Source organism: Caballeronia udeis (genome assembly GCF_044909315.1).
In the GTDB taxonomy this organism is placed as follows: Bacteria; Pseudomonadota; Gammaproteobacteria; order Burkholderiales; family Burkholderiaceae; genus Caballeronia; species Caballeronia udeis_A.
The window spans coordinates 120,344-136,953 of record NZ_JBIYEB010000020.1 but is presented as its reverse complement, the minus strand read 5'-3'; the positions used below and the strand labels follow the sequence as shown (position 1 = coordinate 136,953).

The window sequence follows — 16,610 nt, the reverse complement described above, 5'->3', positions numbered from 1 at the left end:
GTGACCACGATTGGTCTCGGGCTTCATTCGCTCTTATCAAGCACTCTTGGCTAGCCGGTACCCACTGCCACGAACCGTTTCAATCATAGCATCACAACCCGCCGGCTTTAATGCTGCGCGCAGACGCTTGATATGCACGTCCACCGTCCGCTCTTCCACAAATACATGATCGCCCCACACCTGATCCAGCAATTGCGTGCGGCTATGCACGCGTTCAGGGTGCGTCATGAAAAAATGCAGCAAGCGGAACTCGGTCGGTCCGAGATCGAGCTTGATATCGTCGGCATGGCCGTTCGAATGCGCCGCCACCCTATGAGTTGCCGGATCGAGACGCAGGCCATTGATAGCGACCACGTCTTCGGTCAGTTGCGGCGCGCGCCGGCGCAATACCGCCTTGATCCGCGCCATCAACTCCTTGGGCGAAAACGGCTTCGTCACATAGTCATCCGCACCAATTTCAAGGCCGAGCACCTTGTCCTGCTCGTCGCCGCGGGCGGTGAGCATGATGATCGGAATATGTTTCGTGCGTTCATTGCCCCGTAATTCCCGCGCAAAGGCGATGCCGGATTTACCCGGCAGCATCCAGTCGAGAAGCACCAGGTCGGGCAAGACGTCGCTGATCAGGTTTTGCGCCTGTTCCGCGTTATAAGCACGAATGGGGCAATGGCCCGCGTGTTGCAGATTCACCGAAATCAATTCGGATATCGCGGGTTCGTCTTCTATAACGAGAATGCTGCTGGGCATCGGCACCTCTGTAACCTTCTTCGCGTAAGTTAAATAACCAACATCTGGATCACAAAAGAATCAGCTCAGTGCTTCACGTTCGAGTTGATCGCGCGACACATGACGGACATCCGTTCCCTTCACAATATAAATAATGAATTCGGCAATGTTCTTCGCATGATCGCCAATCCGTTCAACCGCCTTGGCGATGAACAGGTAGTCGAGGCCTGCTGAAATCATGCGCGGGTCTTCCATCATGTACGTGACCAGCTTGCGCACGAACGCGCGGAATTCTTCGTCGATGGCTTTGTCGTCGCGAACAATTTGCGCGGCGGCGACGGTATCCAGGCGCGCGAATGCATCTAGCGCGCGGCGCAGGATAGTGACCGCCATTTCGCCGGACAACTTGATTTCCGCGATGTTGACGTTACGCCCCATGCCATCTTCGTTGATGCGCTTCACACGCTTGGCGATCTTTTCGGCTTCGTCGCCGGCGCGCTCGAGATTCGTGATCGTTTTCGAGATTGCCATCAACAAACGCAGGTCACGCGCGGCGGGCTGACGGCGCGCGATGATGTTGCTGCACTCCTCGTCGATCTCGACTTCCATGGTGTTGAGGCGCGTCTCGGCTTGAATCACGGCCTCGACAATATCCATGTCGAACGTATTGAGCGCCTGCATGGCGTTGATGATCTGGGACTCGACCAGACCGCCCATTTCCAGCACCTTCGACGACACCGCATTCAGATCGGCGTCGAACTGGCTCGACAAATGTTTATCGGACATATGTGCTCCTGAAGTCCTTTTTTAGCCTGTATGACCTGGCGACAGGCTCAGCCCGCGCCACTCAACCAAACCGGCCGGTAATGTAGTCTTCCGTTTCCTTGCGGGACGGCTTGATGAAGATCTTTTCCGTATCGCCGAATTCAATCAATTCGCCCAGATACATATAAGCAGTGTAGTCCGAACAACGCGCCGCCTGCTGCATGTTGTGCGTGACGATCACCACCGTGTAATCGTCCTTCAGTTCGGCGATCAATTCTTCAATGCGGCCCGTCGAAATCGGGTCGAGCGCGGAACACGGTTCGTCGAGCAGCAGCACTTCCGGGCGAATTGCAATGCCCCGTGCAATGCACAGGCGCTGCTGTTGTCCACCGGACAGGCCATAGCCGCTTTGCTGCAGCTTGTCCTTCACTTCGTTCCAGAGCGCCGCTTTCGTCAGCGCCCATTCCACGCGGTCGTCCATCTCCGAGCGCGACAGTTGCTCGAACATCTTTACGCCGAATGCAATGTTGTCGTAGATCGACATCGGGAACGGCGTCGGCTTCTGGAACACCATGCCCACGCGCGCGCGCAGCAGCGAGATATCGCGGCGGGTATCGAGCAGGTTGTTGCCGTCCATCAGGATCTCGCCTTCCGCACGTTGCTCCGGATACAGCGCGTACATCTTGTTGAACGTGCGCAGCAGCGTGGACTTGCCACACCCTGACGGACCGATGAACGCCGTCACCTTATGTTCAGGAATCCGCAGGTTAATGTTCTTCAGCGCATGAAACTTGTTGTAGAAGAAGTTGAGGTTGTTCACCTCGATCTTCGGTTTCATGGAGCCGGCCGGCGGCGCGTGATGGGCCGGCTTGAAGCTGCCGGGCGCGGCACCGCGCTCGACCGGGGAGGTGTCACCGCCGGCGGCCGGATTAGCGCTCCGGGCGCTCACATCGCTTGCGACTGTGTTCATGGAATGATTCCGCCTTATTTTTTCGAGAAGATCGTGCGTGCAAGGATGTTCAGGCCGAGCACGCCCAGCGTGATCAGGAACACGCCAGCCCACGCGAGCGCTTGCCATTGTGGGAACGGGCTCATCGCGAACTTGTAGATCGTGACGGGCAGGTTGGCCACCGGTTGATTCATGTCCCACGAGAAGAACTGGTTGGACAGCGCCGTGAAGAGCAGCGGCGCGGTTTCCCCGGTAATACGTGCAACAGCCAGCAGGACGCCCGTTACGATGCCGCTCACCGACGCCTTCAGCGTGATCGAGACAATCATTTTCCACTTCGGTGTGCCGAGTGCGAAAGCTGCTTCACGCAGCGCGTTCGGTACCAGACGCAGCATGTTCTCGGTCGTGCGGATCACAATCGGGATCTGCAGCAAAGCCAGCGCGATCACGCCGGCCCAGCCGCTGAAGCGCCCCATTTGCGCGACCACCAGCGCATACACGAACAAGCCGATCACGATCGACGGCGCCGACAACAGGATGTCGTTGATGAAACGCGTCACGCTTGCGAGCCAGCGCTTGTCGCCATATTCGGCGAGATACACGCCCGCAAGAATCCCGAGCGGCGTGCCAACGAACGTCGCGAGCAGCACAAGCATCAGGCTGCCGACAATCGCGTTCAGCAAACCACCGCCATCGGTATTAGGCGGGGGGGTGTTCTGCGTGAACAGGTCGATCGACAACCCGCCAATGCCCAGCTTGACCGTGGTGAACAGAATCCACACGAGCCACAACAAGCCGAACGCCATCGCAGCCAGCGACAACACCAACGCGACCACATTCTTGCCGCGGCGGCGGCGCTGCAACTTGATGCGCGTGGCTTCTTCCCGCTCCGGATTGCCGGAGCCGGGGAATTGAGTCATGGGCTGGTTCACTTGCCACCCTCCCCTTTTTCAAGGCGCAGCAGCATGAGTTTGGAGAGCGAAAGCACGATGAACGTAATCAGGAACAGGATCAGGCCGAGCTCCATCAGCGCCGACGTGTGCAGGCCCGGACTCGCTTCGGCGAATTCGTTGGCAAGCGCCGAGGTAATGCTGTTGCCCGGGGAAAACAGCGAGACGTTGTCGAGCAGGTTGGTATTGCCGATCACGAACGTCACCGCCATCGTTTCGCCGAGTGCCCGGCCGAGGCCAAGCATCACGCCGCCGATAACACCGGTTCGCGTGAACGGCAGCACGATCTTCCACATCACTTCCCAGGTCGTGCAGCCAATGCCGTACGCCGATTCCTTCAGCAAGACCGGCGTGACTTCGAACACGTCGCGCATCACGGCAGCGATGTACGGGATGATCATGATCGCCAGGATCACGCCGGCACACAGGATGCCGATACCGATAGGCGGCCCCTGGAAAAAGCGGCCGATCAACCAGACATTGCCGAGCAGGCTGCCCAGCGGTTTTTCGAAATACGTCGCGAAAATGGGCGAGAAGACCAGCAGGCCCCACATGCCATAGACAATCGACGGAATCGCGGCGAGCAGTTCAATTGCCACGCCGAGCGGCCGGCGCAGCCACGCGGGCGCGAGCTCGGTCAGGAACAGCGCAATGCCGAAGCTCACCGGCACGGCGATGATCAGCGCGATGATGGACGTTGCGATGGTGCCGTAGATAGGAACGAGCGCGCCGAAACTATCGGTCTGCGGATCCCACTCGGCGCGCCAGAGGAAACTGAGGCCAAATTTTTGAAGTGTAGGCAGCGAAGCTACCACCAGCGACACGATAATGCCGCCCAGCAGCAGCAGCGTGACGACGGCGGAAAGCCGTGTAAGCCCACCGAAAACGATATCACCGACACGGCTCGGAGCGCGTTGAGCGCGGCTGGCTGGCGGAGTCGATGCGAGGTTGATGTCCGACATGGGAACCTTCGGAAGGGCCGCGCGGCGGATGCCGCGCGGCAATACAGGCCAAGAAGCCAGATGCTTGTTGCTTACCGCGTACTAAATGCGGCTTACTGCACGACTGCCTTGCCCGACGCGTCCTTCACCTTTGCTTTCCACTGCGTTTCGATTTCGGCGATCACCGAATCAGGCAGCGAAATGTAGTCGAGTTCGTTTGCTGCTTGCGTGCCGTTCTTGAATGCCCAGCCGAAGAACTTCAGCGTTTCCGCGCCTTGCGCTTCCTTGTCCTGCGTCGTGTGCAGCAGTACGAAGGTCGCGCCCACGATCGGCCATGCGTCCTTGCCCGGCTCGTCCGTCAGGATCTGGTAGAACGACTTCGACCAGTCTGCGCCCGCTGCCGCTGCCTTGAACGTTTCCGTCTTCGGCTCGACCACGGCGCCCGACGAATTCTTCATGTCGACGTAGGTCATCTTGTTTTGCTTAGCGTACGCCCATTCCACGTAACCGATAGCACCCGGCAGACGCTGAACGAACGCGGCGACGCCGTCGTTGCCCTTGCCGCCCGTGCCAGTCGGCCAGTTGACCGTCGAACCTTCGCCCACCTTGCTCTTCCATTCCGGGTTCACCTTGGACAAATAGTTCGTCCAGATGAAGCTCGTGCCCGAACCGTCAGCGCGGCGCACGACAGCAATGTCCGTATCCGGCAGCTTCACCTTCGGATTCAGCGCGACGATAGCCGGGTCGTTCCACTTCTTGATCTTGCCGAGGTAGATGTCGCCGAGAACTTCACCCGACAGCGTCATCTCGCCCGCCTTGATGCCCGGCACGTTGATCGCCGGAACTACGCCGCCAACCACTGTCGGAAACTGGAAAAGCCCCTGCTTTGCCAGTTCGTCGTCCTTCAGCGGTGCGTCCGAGCCAGCGAAATCCACCGTCTTCGCGATGATTTGCTTGATGCCGCCCGAGGAACCGATACCTTGGTAGTTAACCTTGCCGCCGCCCGACTTCTGGTACGTATCGGCCCATTTCGTGTAAATCGGTGCAGCGAAGGTACTGCCCGCGCCGGTGATGTCCGCAGCTTGAGCCGACATCGCAAACATTGCGCCGACGATGCCTGCGAGCGCGGTGTGCATCAATTTCATGTGATCTCCAGGGTTGTGAGCAAGTGGCTCGACACCGCGAAGGATAGGGGCTCAATGTGACAGTCCGATGACTATTGATGAAACCAGCGTGACAACGAGCTTACGATTACGAAAGTTTATGGTGTGGTGGTTTGGCTGCGGAGCCTTGACGGCAAAGCCATAGAGGCGATTTCAACAGATTGCTTTCAAACATTTCCTGGCTTAACAGAGCCTTGTTATGTCGAGACCTGGATGCTGCAATTTTTTGGAGATGATCGTTCTTTTTAAATACTTCGATACCTGCAATCGACGGCGGCTGTGGCTCGCATGCACTCCCATGTGAAAACGCCACGGCGCAAGCCGTGGCGTTATTAGTCCCGGCGCCTTCGCTATGCTCAGGTTGTCGCGTCCTTCACGACCTTCGCTATGCTTTCGGCATACGCGACCGCGTCCGCTTCCGACGCCGCCTCCACCATCACGCGCAAGACGGGCTCCGTGCCCGACGCGCGAATCAACACCCGGCCATGCGATTCCAGCGCGGCCTCGGCTTCCGCAATCGCCCGCTTGATGGCATCGCTGCTCTTCCAGTCGGCGTCCGGACTCATCCGCACGTTGATCAGCTTCTGCGGGAATAACGTCACGCCCTGAAGCAAGTCGGCAAGCGCCTTGCCACCGCGCTTGATTGCCGCAAGCACGAGCAGCGCCGAAACAATGCCATCGCCCGTGGAATGCCGGTCAAGCGACAGGATATGTCCCGACCCCTCAGCACCCAGTATCCAGTTGTTCTCGCGCAGCTTCTCGAGCACGTAGCGATCGCCCACGGCCGCGCGCACGAACTGCACGCCCGCCTGCTTCAGCGCGACCTCCACGGCCATGTTCGTCATCAGCGTGCCGACCGCCCCGTCCACATGCCCGTCCGTCGCAATGCGATCCTTCACGAGCACGTACAGCAACTCGTCGCCGTTGTAGAGCCGGCCCGAGGCATCGACGACCTGCAGGCGGTCCGCATCGCCATCAAGCGCAATGCCGATATCGGCACGATGCTCTTTCACCGCGCGCACGAGCGCGTCGGGCGCGGTGGCGCCAAAACCGTCGTTGATGTTGAAGCCGTTCGGCGACACGCCGATCGTCACCACTTCCGCACCAAGCTCGTGGAATACCTGCGGCGCGACGTCGTACGCCGCACCGTGAGCGCAGTCGACCACCAGCTTGAGACCGTGCAGGTCAAAACTGGCCGGGAAGGTACTCTTGCAGAATTCGATGTAGCGTCCGCGTGCGTCGTCCAGCCGGCGTGCCTTGCCCAGCAATTCGGACGGCGCACAGGACATGGGTTCGTCAAGTTGCGCTTCAATCTGCAACTCGACTTCGTCCGGGAGCTTGTTGCCGTCGGCGGAAAAAAACTTGATGCCGTTGTCGTAGTACGGATTATGCGACGCGCTGATCACCACGCCCGCCGCCAGGCGCAATGCCCGCGTCAGATAGGCAACGCCCGGTGTCGGCATAGGGCCGGCCAGCATCACGTCAACCCCCGCCGCCGAAAAGCCGGACTCCAGTGCCGCTTCCAGCATGTACCCCGACACCCGCGTGTCCTTGCCAATCAGCACGGTCGGGCGGCTGCCGCGCTGCGCCCACCGGTCTGCTCCCGCCAGCACTTTCCCTGCTGCATAACCCAGCCGCAACACAAAATCGGGCGTGATCGGCGCGTCACCGACCTTGCCTCGAATGCCATCCGTTCCAAAATATCGACGTGCCATTGTTCCGTTTTTATCCTTGCGCAAAAATTAAGCGCGAACTGTGAATTCCAACACTCGCGATGCGTTCGCGGAGTCTATGTTGTCAAAACAGGATGGGCAGCGGCACGTACCGCCTGCCATACCTTCAAAGCATCCGATGTAGCCGCGACGTCGTGCACACGCACAATCGCCGCGCCTCGCTCGGCCGCGCACACCGCCGCCGCCACGCTCGCCGCCACGCGCTCGACCGGCTGCGTTCGCCCGGTCACCGCGCCAAGCATCGACTTGCGTGACATTCCGGCCAAGAGCGGGACACGCGAATTCGTGGGCCGCGTCTCGGCGAAATGCGCCAGCAAGGCGTAATTATGATCGATCACGGATTTGCCGAACCCAAAGCCGGGATCGAGGCAGATCCGCTCTGCGCTTATTCCTCCGCCCGTCAGTGTGCGAAGCCGTTCCTCGAAAAATTCCCGCACCTCCATCACAACGTCGCTATACACAGGCTCATGCATCTGCATGGTCTGCGGCTCACCGAGCATGTGCATGACGCAGATCCCGCACGCGCTGTTCCTGACGGCATCGAGTGCGCCTTCACGGCGCAGGCCCCAGATGTCGTTGATCATGTCCGCGCCTGCGTTCAGCGCTGCACGCATGACTGCGGGTTTGTAGGTATCGATGGAAAGCGGTACCCCCGCCGAGCGCAACGCTTCAATCACGGGGATCACACGTTCGAGCTCCTCGTCGAGCGGCACAGGCGGCGCGCCCGGGCGGGTCGACTCACCGCCAATGTCAATCATATCGGCGCCGTCACGAATCATCTCGGCGGCTTGTGCGAGCGCCGCCTCGCGTGCAACAAAACGACCGCCATCAGAGAACGAGTCCGGCGTGACGTTGAGAATGCCCATGATCAGCGGCCGCTCGAAGGTCAGCGTGAACCGGCCGCATTGAAGCGGTTGAGCTTCAGCGTGAGGGTAGTTCAGCGAAGGCGAAGACAGCATAGTGGTCCAGCAGGCCTGATGAATTAGCTATGTTTTAACGCCGATCGGTCCGCCATTCGAATCGCATACGGCGGTGCTTGGCAATCGCCGGCCCAAACCGGCGACCCCACCCGGGCGCCATCGAAAAGCGGGCTACACAACGGAAAAGGGCTGGTGTGAAAACACACCAGCCCCTTCTGAATTGCCTCAGGATCGCGTCAGGCTGAAGCAGGAGCCGTGGCGTTACCCGGTTTGACTTCCGCGCCGGTGTTTCCGCCACCCGACGACGGATCACCCGACGGCGGCGGCAGATTCTTCGGCGGACGCGGCGGACGACCGCCCATGATGTCGCTGATCTGGTCTGCGTCGATGGTTTCCCATTCCAGCAGCGCCTTCGTCATGGCTTCGACCTTGTCGCGGTTATCTTCCAGCAGCTTGCGGGCAAGACCGTATTGTTCGTCGAGAATCCGGCGAATTTCGGCATCGACCTTTTGCTGCGTGGCTTCGGATACCGTCTTCGACGCCATCTTGCCAAACATGCCGTCCTGTTCAGTGTCGACATACACCATGGTGCCGAGCACATCCGACATGCCGTAGCGCGTCACCATGTCGCGCGCCATTTTCGTTGCGCGCTCGAAGTCGTTCGATGCACCCGTTGACATGGAGTTCAGGAACACTTCTTCCGACGCCCGGCCACCAAACAGAATGGCGATTTCCTCGAGCATCTTGTCGCGATACAAGTTCACGCGATCATGTTCGGGCAACTGCCACGTGACGCCCAATGCCCAGCCGCGCGGCATGATGGTGACCTTGTGGACCGGATCGGCATGCGGCAGCAGCTTCGCCACCACCGCGTGACCCGACTCGTGATATGCCGTATTGCGACGCTCTTCTTCACGCATCACGGCAGACTTACGTTCCGGACCCATGAAGATCTTGTCTTTCGCATCTTCGAAGTCCGCCATTTCGACGATCCGCTTACCGCGACGAGCCGCAAACAGCGCTGCTTCGTTCACAAGGTTCGCCAAATCAGCGCCCGAAAAACCTGGCGTACCCCGTGCAATCACCGAAGCGTCGACGTCATTCGAAATAGGCACCTTGCGCAGGTGGACCTTCATGATGTGTTCGCGACCGCGGATATCCGGCAGGCCCACGTACACCTGACGGTCGAAACGGCCCGGACGCAGCAACGCTTTGTCCAGCACGTCCGAGCGGTTGGTCGCGGCGATCACGATCACGCCGGAATTCGCCTCGAAGCCGTCCATTTCCACAAGCATCTGGTTCAGCGTCTGTTCGCGTTCGTCGTTACCGCCGCCCATGCCGGCGCCGCGATGACGGCCCACAGCATCGATTTCGTCGATAAACACGATACACGGAGCATGCTTCTTGGCCTGCTCGAACATGTCGCGCACCCGCGCTGCACCCACACCCACGAACATTTCAACGAAGTCCGAACCCGAGATGCTGAAGAACGGTACCTTCGCTTCGCCCGCAATGGCGCGTGCCAGCAGCGTCTTACCCGTACCCGGAGGGCCGACCAGCAGCACACCGCGGGGAATCCGGCCACCCAGCTTCTGGAATTTCTGCGGATCGCGCAGGAAGTCGACGAGTTCGGAGACCTCCTCCTTCGCCTCGTCACAGCCTGCGACATCGGTAAAATTGATCGCGTTATTGTTTTCGTCAATCAGCCGCGCTCGCGACTTGCCGAACGAAAATGCTCCGCCTTTCCCGCCACCCTGCATCTGCCGCATCATGAAGAACCAGAAACCGATGATCAGGATCGTCGGTCCGAGGTAATACAGCGCGGAAACCAGCGCGTTCGGTTCGTCGTCGGCCTTGCCGCTGACCTGGACGCCATACTTCATCAAGTCGCCGACCATCCAGATATCGCCAGGCGACACGATTTGATATTTCTGACCGTCTGCGGGAGTAACGGTGAGATTACGGCCCTGAACGGTAACGGTCTTGACCTTACCGGACTTCGCGTCGTCCATGAATTGCGAATACGAAACACCTTCCTGGACGCGGGGCTTGTCGAACTGCTTGAACACCGTGAACAGCACCAGTGCGATAACCAGCCACACCGCTGCCTTAGAGAACATATTGTTGTTCAAAGCACCACTCCTTCACTCATAGACGGGCGCCTACATTCGCCTTGCGGCACCACGAAAGCATTCTAATCCAGACCGCAAACCCCTGCTATAGCCTTTAACTAGCACGAAGATAGCGGCCAGGACCCGATTTTTGGGCATATCCGGCAAAAATGCCCGCCAGGACACCCGGTCCCCAGCGGCGTTTCCACCCGCAACTCTCAATCCGGATGCTTGAGTTGCCTGCCCAAAATAAACGTTTCGGACGATTTGTCGCGCGACGCCTTTGGCTTGCGCGGCGCGACGATTTTGAATTGATGCTTGAACTTTTCCACTATTTGACTATAGCCGCTGCCATGAAAACATTTGACCAATAAAGCGCCTTCCGGCTTCAGATGGTTCTGCGAGAAGTCGAGCGCCAGATCGCACAGATGTTCCATTCGTGCTGCATCCGCACTGGCAACACCTGAGAGGTTGGGGGCCATGTCCGAGATTACAAGATCGACTTGATGATCTCCGACGATTTCCTTCAGTTGGTCCAGTACCAGGTCTTCGCGGAAGTCGCCCTGGATGAAGATCACATCGGCAATCGGCTCCATGGGCAGCAGGTCGAGCGCGATGATCTTGCCATCGATCCCGCCTTCGCGCGTTTCACCGCGCTTGGCGCCTTTAGCCAACTGGTTGCGCGCGTACTGGCTCCAGCTTCCCGGGGCCGAACCCAGGTCGACGATGATCTGGCCCGGTTTGATCAACTTGTCCTGCTCGTCGATCTCCTTGAGCTTGTACGCGGCGCGCGCCCGATAGCCCTCGCGCTGCGCGAGTTTCACGTACGGATCGTTGATGTGGTCGTGCAGCCACGAGTAATTGAAGCGATTTTTTGCCATTAAGAATGAACTCTTGCTGCGTGAAGCTGTGCTTTTAGCGGATAATACGCGTCTAATTCGGGCTGCTGCTCATTTGCTGGGCACTCATTTGGCCAATAAGAAGCAGCCTTCGTCGATGTGGACAACCGAAGTGGCCAGCCAATACCGGCGCCGTTGCGTCCTGTGTTTGTCAGCGGTGTTGCCAAATGCCCGAGGAGAATTACGTGCTTCGGGCTTGCCTGGCAACGGGTGGCATCCGAGCTCCGGCGATTAAAGATTCGTTAAAATCAAGTCCGTTGCTCGCCGCACCGCCTCGCGCCGTCCGTCATTTTCTTGAGCAAGGCGTCCCGCCCTGCCCGTCTTTGTTTTGCAATCGCGACCGTTCAGCCGTTTTTACGCTACGGCGCCTCTCATTTTAGTCGAGTCCGTTACTTCTCATGCCAGCTCTCAAACTTTCTCCTGCCCAACGCGCCGACCTGCGCTCCCAGGCTCACGCGCTCAAGCCCGTCGTACTCGTTGGCGGCGAAGGGCTGACCGAGGCCGTGCTGGCCGAGATCGAGGTGCACCTTGCTGCACATCAGCTCATCAAGATCCGCGTGTTTGGCGACGACCGCGAAGCCCGCACCGCAGCCTATGTCGAAATCTGCGACCGGCTGGGCGCGGCGCCGATCCAGCAGATCGGCAAGTTGCTCGTGGTGTGGCGTCCGGAAAGCGACGAAGCGGCGGCCAAGCCTTCACGCGCTGCCGGTGTCCGCGGCGCCAACCGCATAGCGCCTCCGAGCGCCGGCGAAGCCGCTGCCGAAACCTCGTCGAAGGGACGTGCGCCGCGTGTGGTCAAGGTCGTCAAGATCACGCGTGACGCGCCTGTGGTCCGCAAGCCGAAGAAGCAAAAACTGTTGGTTCGCGGCAACGAACGTGTGACGGCCGGCGGCAACGTCAAGCGCGCAAAGAAGCGTCTGCCCAGCGCCAAGCGTCACCATCAATCGTCGAAATAAGCCTTTCCAGGCTTGTCCGGAAGGCAAAAAGCCGGCCATACCCGATACTCTCGGGCTGGCCGGCTTTTTTAACCGCGCGCGCGACGTGCCGCGACGCTGGCTGTCTTTCCCTTCGGAATGACCGATTGCGCCGGAAACTGCCCAGGCGGCAGGCGCCAGAACAACACCAGTCCCAGCACGCTCTCCACCAGATAGAACGCACTGGACACCCCGTGCAGCATGCCGAAGCGGCTTGCATAGGGTGATTGCGCGAGTTCCATTCCGCCTTCCTGAGCCGCCACCCGCAGCGCGCTCATGAACGGTTGCAGGCCGAAATAACCGATCAGCACGCACAGCAGCATGCCCGCTATGACCCAGCGGGTCCGTTTGTATTCGGCGAAACCCGTCCGAACGAAGCGGTTAGCCAATACCAGCAGCAGCAGCGCGCAGATCACGCCGAGGAATCCCTCGATGCGAAACAGCTGCGCCGCAACCGATCCCGCCGATGTTCGATCCAGCATGCTGAACAGTACCGGCGCCGCCACGTAGCCGAGCGTCAGCACGCTGCCGACCCAGATCATGGCGATGATCCGAAAGAATCGATGAGCCATCAGACGTACTTGACCGCGATGATTTCGTACTCACGCGCACCGCTCGGCGCCTGCACCGACGCCACGTCACCCTCGGTCTTGCCGATCAGCGCACGCGCGATGGGCGAGCTGATGGAGATCAGTCCGTGGTCGATGTCCGCTTCGTCGTCGCCGACGATCTGGTATGTGACCATGTCGCCCGTGGCCGTCTCTTCCAGCTCGACCGTTGCGCCGAAGATCACGCGGCCGTCGGCTTCCACAGCCGTCGGGTCGATCACTTGCGCGCCGGCCAGCTTCGACTCGATCTCGGCAATGCGGCCCTCGATAAAGCCCTGCTTCTCCTTGGCCGCGTCGTATTCGGCGTTTTCCGACAGATCGCCCTGTGCGCGGGCTTCGGCGATCGAATTCACGACAGCCGGACGCTCCACGGATTTGAGGCGTTGCAATTCGTCGCGCAGCAATGCCGCGCCGCGTTTAGTCAAAGGAACTGTGCTCATAAACAACTCATTACGCAAAAATGCAGACGTAAAAAAATTACCGCGGTTAAGTGCATCTCCCGGTAAAAAAGGAAGACGCCGCTTAACCGCGGCCCTTGATGCTTAGACTTCGTTTGGAGACTGCTGATACTGCTGAGACTCGAATCAGAAGCCTTAGTTTAGGCGAGCATGCAGTCCTTGTAAATCATAGACTTCCAGGTCCCTCAGATATCGCAGCCCTTCGACCGCCGCGCGCGCGCCCGACATGGTCGTATAGTACGTGACCTTGTTGGCTTGTGCGCTCATGCGGATCGAGCGGGAATCGGCAATGGCGGCACGGGTTTCGTCGACAGTGGTGAAAACCAGCGCGATTTCGCCGTTCTTGATCATGTCCACAATGTGTGGCCGTCCGTCCTTCACCTTGTTGACCACTTTTACCGGCACGCCCGCTGCCTGGATGGCCGACGCGGTGCCCTTGGTTGCCACGATCGGGTAGCCAAGCTCATGCAGCATGGTCGCGACTTCCACGGCCTTCTGCTTGTCGGCATCCATCACCGTCAGGAGAACCGTGCCGCTTTCCGGAAGGCGCGAACCTGCCGCGAGTTGCGACTTGAACAGCGCTTCGCCGAACGTCCGGCCCACGCCCATCACTTCGCCCGTCGAGCGCATTTCAGGTCCGAGCACTGGATCGACCGCCGGGAACTTCACGAACGGGAACACCGCTTCCTTGACGCTGAAATACGGCGGGATCACTTCCTTCGTAATGCCTTGGTCAGCGAGCTTCTGGCCCACCATTGCGCGAGCGGCGATCTTGGCCAAAGGCAAACCCGTCGCCTTCGATACATACGGCACCGTCCGCGAAGCACGCGGATTCACTTCGAGCACGTAGATCACGTCCTGCTTCGTGCCGTCTTCACGCGGCACCTGCTGGATCGCGAACTGCACGTTCATCAGGCCGATCACGTTCAGCGCGCGCGCCATGGCGCCGGTCTGGCGCTTGAGTTCATCGACGGTTTCCTGCGACAGCGAATACGGCGGCAGCGAACAAGCGGAGTCGCCGGAATGCACGCCCGCCTGCTCGATGTGCTCCATCACACCGCCGATAAACACCGCTTCGCCATCAGAAATACAGTCCACGTCGCATTCGATTGCGTCGTTGAGGAAGCGGTCCAGCAGTACCGGTGAATCGTGCGACACCTTCACGGCTTCGCGCATGTAGCGTTCGAGGTCGCGCGGCTCGTGCACGATTTCCATCGCGCGGCCACCCAGCACGTACGACGGACGCACGACCAGCGGATAGCCGATTTCTTCGGCCAGGCGCAACGCTTCGTCTTCGGCGCGTGCCGTGCGGTTTGGCGGTTGACGCAGGTTCAGGTCCTGCAGCAGCTTCTGGAAGCGCTCGCGGTCTTCGGCGGCATCGATCATGTCCGGCGACGTGCCAATGATCGGCACACCATTCGCCTCGAGGTCCAGCGCGAGCTTCAACGGCGTCTGACCGCCGTATTGCACGATCACGCCAACCGGCTTTTCCAGTTCGACGATTTCGAGCACATCTTCCAGCGTCAGCGATTCGAAGTACAGACGATCAGAGGTGTCATAGTCGGTGGAAACGGTCTCGGGATTGCAGTTGACCATGATCGTTTCATAGCCGTCTTCGCGCATCGCGAGCGCTGCATGCACACAACAGTAGTCGAACTCGATGCCCTGCCCGATCCGGTTCGGGCCGCCGCCCAGCACCATGATCTTCTTTTTATCGGTCGGATTCGCTTCGCACTCTTCCTCGTAGGTCGAGTACATGTAGGCCGTCTTCGTCGCGAACTCAGCCGCGCACGTGTCCACGCGTTTGTAGACCGGACGCACCTTCAGCGCATGGCGATGCTTGCGCACAGCCGTTTGATCCGAGCCAAGCAACTTGGCGAGGCGCCGATCCGAGAACCCGCTCTGCTTCAGATATAGCATTTCCTCTTTGGTCAGGCTCTCGATCGTACGGCCGCCGAGCGCCTTTTCCTTCTGGATGATCTGTTCTATCTGTGCGAGGAACCATGGGTCGATCGCCGTCTCTTCAAAGATTTCTTCCGCGGTCAGGCCAAGACGGAACGCGTCGCCCAGGAACCAGATCCGGTCCGGACCCGGCTCACCAATTTCGCGAATCACCTCGTCGCGGCTGGTGGTCTTTTCATCGAGTCCATCGACACCCACTTCCAGCCCGCGCAACGCCTTCTGGAACGATTCCTGGAACGTGCGGCCAATGGCCATCACTTCGCCGACCGACTTCATCTGCGTCGTCAGCCGTGCATCGGCTTCGCGGAATTTTTCGAACGCAAAACGTGGAATCTTCGTGACCACATAGTCGATGGTCGGTTCGAACGATGCCGGCGTCTGACCGCCCGTGATCTCGTTCTTCAGCTCATCGAGCGTATAGCCAACGGCCAACTTCGCCGCGACCTTGGCGATCGGAAAACCCGTCGCCTTCGAAGCCAGCGCAGACGAACGCGACACACGCGGATTCATCTCGATCACGACCATGCGGCCGTCTTTCGGGTTGATCGCGAACTGCACGTTCGAGCCGCCCGTGTCCACGCCAATCTCGCGCAGCACGGCGAGCGATGCGTTACGCAGGATCTGGTATTCCTTGTCGGTGAGCGTCTGGGCGGGCGCGACCGTGATGGAGTCGCCGGTATGCACGCCCATCGGGTCCAGGTTTTCGATCGAGCACACGATGATGCAGTTGTCCTTGGTATCGCGGACCACTTCCATCTCGAACTCCTTCCAGCCCAGCAGCGACTCTTCGATCAGCAATTCGCGCGTGGGCGACAGATCCAGTCCGCGCTTGCAAATCTCTTCGAACTCTTCCTTGTTGTACGCAATCCCGCCGCCCGATCCGCCCAGCGTGAACGAAGGACGAATCACGGTCGGATACCCGCCGCTGCCGGTCTGCGCGGCGATATCCGCCTGCACCAGCAGCGCCTCTTCCATGGAATGCGCGATGCCCGACTTGGCCGAACCCAGGCCAATCTTGGTCATTGCTTCCTTGAACTTCTGGCGGTCTTCGGCTTTATCGATGGCTTCCGGCGACGCGCCGATCAGCTCGACCTTGTACTTTTCCAGCACGCCGTGATGGAACAAATCCAGCGCGCAGTTCAGCGCGGTTTGTCCGCCCATGGTCGGCAGGATGGCGTCGGGGCGTTCTTTGTCGATAATGCGCTCGACGACTTCCCATGTGATCGGCTCGATATACGTGACGTCGGCCGTGTTCGGGTCGGTCATGATCGTCGCGGGATTGCTGTTGACGAGAATGACTTTGTAGCCTTCCTCGCGCAGCGCCTTGCAAGCCTGCGCGCCCGAATAATCGAACTCGCACGCCTGGCCGATGATGATCGGTCCCGCGCCGATGATGAGGATGCTCTTGATGTCTGTCCGCTTCGGCATAACTGCTCTCAATGATTGTGTTGCTG

The 16,610-nt window shown here is 59.6% G+C and carries 14 protein-coding genes; 1 reads left to right on the top strand and 13 read right to left on the bottom strand.

The features are described from left to right. Positions 1-36 precede the first annotated feature (36 nt). From phoB to ABH944_RS28440, 10 genes are all read right to left on the bottom strand, one after another. Entirely contained in the window at positions 37-744 is a 708-nt protein-coding gene (phoB, locus tag ABH944_RS28485; RefSeq protein WP_097264268.1) for a phosphate regulon transcriptional regulator PhoB, read from the bottom strand. 60 nt (positions 745-804) lie between these two features. Beyond that, positions 805-1,509: a phosphate signaling complex protein PhoU gene (phoU, locus tag ABH944_RS28480; protein WP_050382498.1), complete on the bottom strand. Its 705-nt coding sequence runs from the start codon at positions 1,507-1,509 to the stop codon at positions 805-807. Between the two features lie 61 nt (positions 1,510-1,570). Beyond that, positions 1,571-2,326: a phosphate ABC transporter ATP-binding protein PstB gene (pstB, locus tag ABH944_RS28475; protein ID WP_179841341.1), complete on the bottom strand. Its 756-nt coding sequence runs from the start codon at positions 2,324-2,326 to the stop codon at positions 1,571-1,573. 146 nt (positions 2,327-2,472) lie between these two features. Continuing rightward, positions 2,473-3,357 (bottom strand): phosphate ABC transporter permease PstA, encoded by an 885-nt coding sequence (pstA, locus tag ABH944_RS28470; protein WP_404610540.1) that lies wholly within the window; start codon positions 3,355-3,357, stop codon positions 2,473-2,475. 8 nt (positions 3,358-3,365) lie between these two features. After that, on the bottom strand, positions 3,366-4,349 hold the full coding sequence (gene pstC / locus ABH944_RS28465) for a phosphate ABC transporter permease PstC (RefSeq protein ID WP_404610541.1): 984 nt from the start codon (positions 4,347-4,349) through the stop codon (positions 3,366-3,368). Between the two features lie 92 nt (positions 4,350-4,441). Beyond that, positions 4,442-5,473: a phosphate ABC transporter substrate-binding protein PstS gene (pstS, locus tag ABH944_RS28460; RefSeq protein WP_404610542.1), complete on the bottom strand. Its 1,032-nt coding sequence runs from the start codon at positions 5,471-5,473 to the stop codon at positions 4,442-4,444. Positions 5,474-5,847: 374 nt separating this feature from the next. Then, entirely contained in the window at positions 5,848-7,206 is a 1,359-nt protein-coding gene (gene glmM / locus ABH944_RS28455) for a phosphoglucosamine mutase (protein WP_404610543.1), read from the bottom strand. 74 nt (positions 7,207-7,280) lie between these two features. Next, positions 7,281-8,183 (bottom strand): dihydropteroate synthase, encoded by a 903-nt coding sequence (gene folP / locus ABH944_RS28450; RefSeq protein WP_404610544.1) that lies wholly within the window; start codon positions 8,181-8,183, stop codon positions 7,281-7,283. Positions 8,184-8,380: 197 nt separating this feature from the next. Then, a complete protein-coding gene (ftsH, locus tag ABH944_RS28445) occupies positions 8,381-10,276 on the bottom strand; it encodes an ATP-dependent zinc metalloprotease FtsH (protein ID WP_062084650.1) in 1,896 nt (631 codons plus the stop codon). Positions 10,277-10,473: 197 nt separating this feature from the next. Next, entirely contained in the window at positions 10,474-11,136 is a 663-nt protein-coding gene (locus tag ABH944_RS28440; protein WP_062084651.1) for an RlmE family RNA methyltransferase, read from the bottom strand. 416 nt (positions 11,137-11,552) lie between these two features. On the opposite strand from ABH944_RS28440, the gene ABH944_RS28435 reads away from it, so the two are divergent. Beyond that, positions 11,553-12,110 (top strand): YhbY family RNA-binding protein, encoded by a 558-nt coding sequence (locus tag ABH944_RS28435; protein WP_404610545.1) that lies wholly within the window; start codon positions 11,553-11,555, stop codon positions 12,108-12,110. Positions 12,111-12,178: 68 nt separating this feature from the next. Here ABH944_RS28435 and ABH944_RS28430 read toward each other — a convergent pair whose 3' ends face one another. From ABH944_RS28430 to carB, 3 genes are all read right to left on the bottom strand, one after another. Next, positions 12,179-12,700, bottom strand: a complete 522-nt coding sequence (locus ABH944_RS28430; protein WP_404610546.1) for a DUF4149 domain-containing protein — start codon at positions 12,698-12,700, stop codon at positions 12,179-12,181. Then, a complete protein-coding gene (gene greA / locus ABH944_RS28425) occupies positions 12,700-13,176 on the bottom strand; it encodes a transcription elongation factor GreA (RefSeq protein WP_165092140.1) in 477 nt (158 codons plus the stop codon). Before greA ends, ABH944_RS28430 begins: the two co-directional genes overlap by 1 nt. Before the next feature lie 153 nt (positions 13,177-13,329). Then, positions 13,330-16,584 carry a carbamoyl-phosphate synthase large subunit gene (gene carB, locus ABH944_RS28420; RefSeq protein WP_404610547.1) on the bottom strand — a complete coding sequence of 1,085 codons (3,255 nt, stop codon included), beginning with the start codon at positions 16,582-16,584 and terminating at the stop codon, positions 13,330-13,332. Positions 16,585-16,610: the final 26 nt, after the last annotated feature.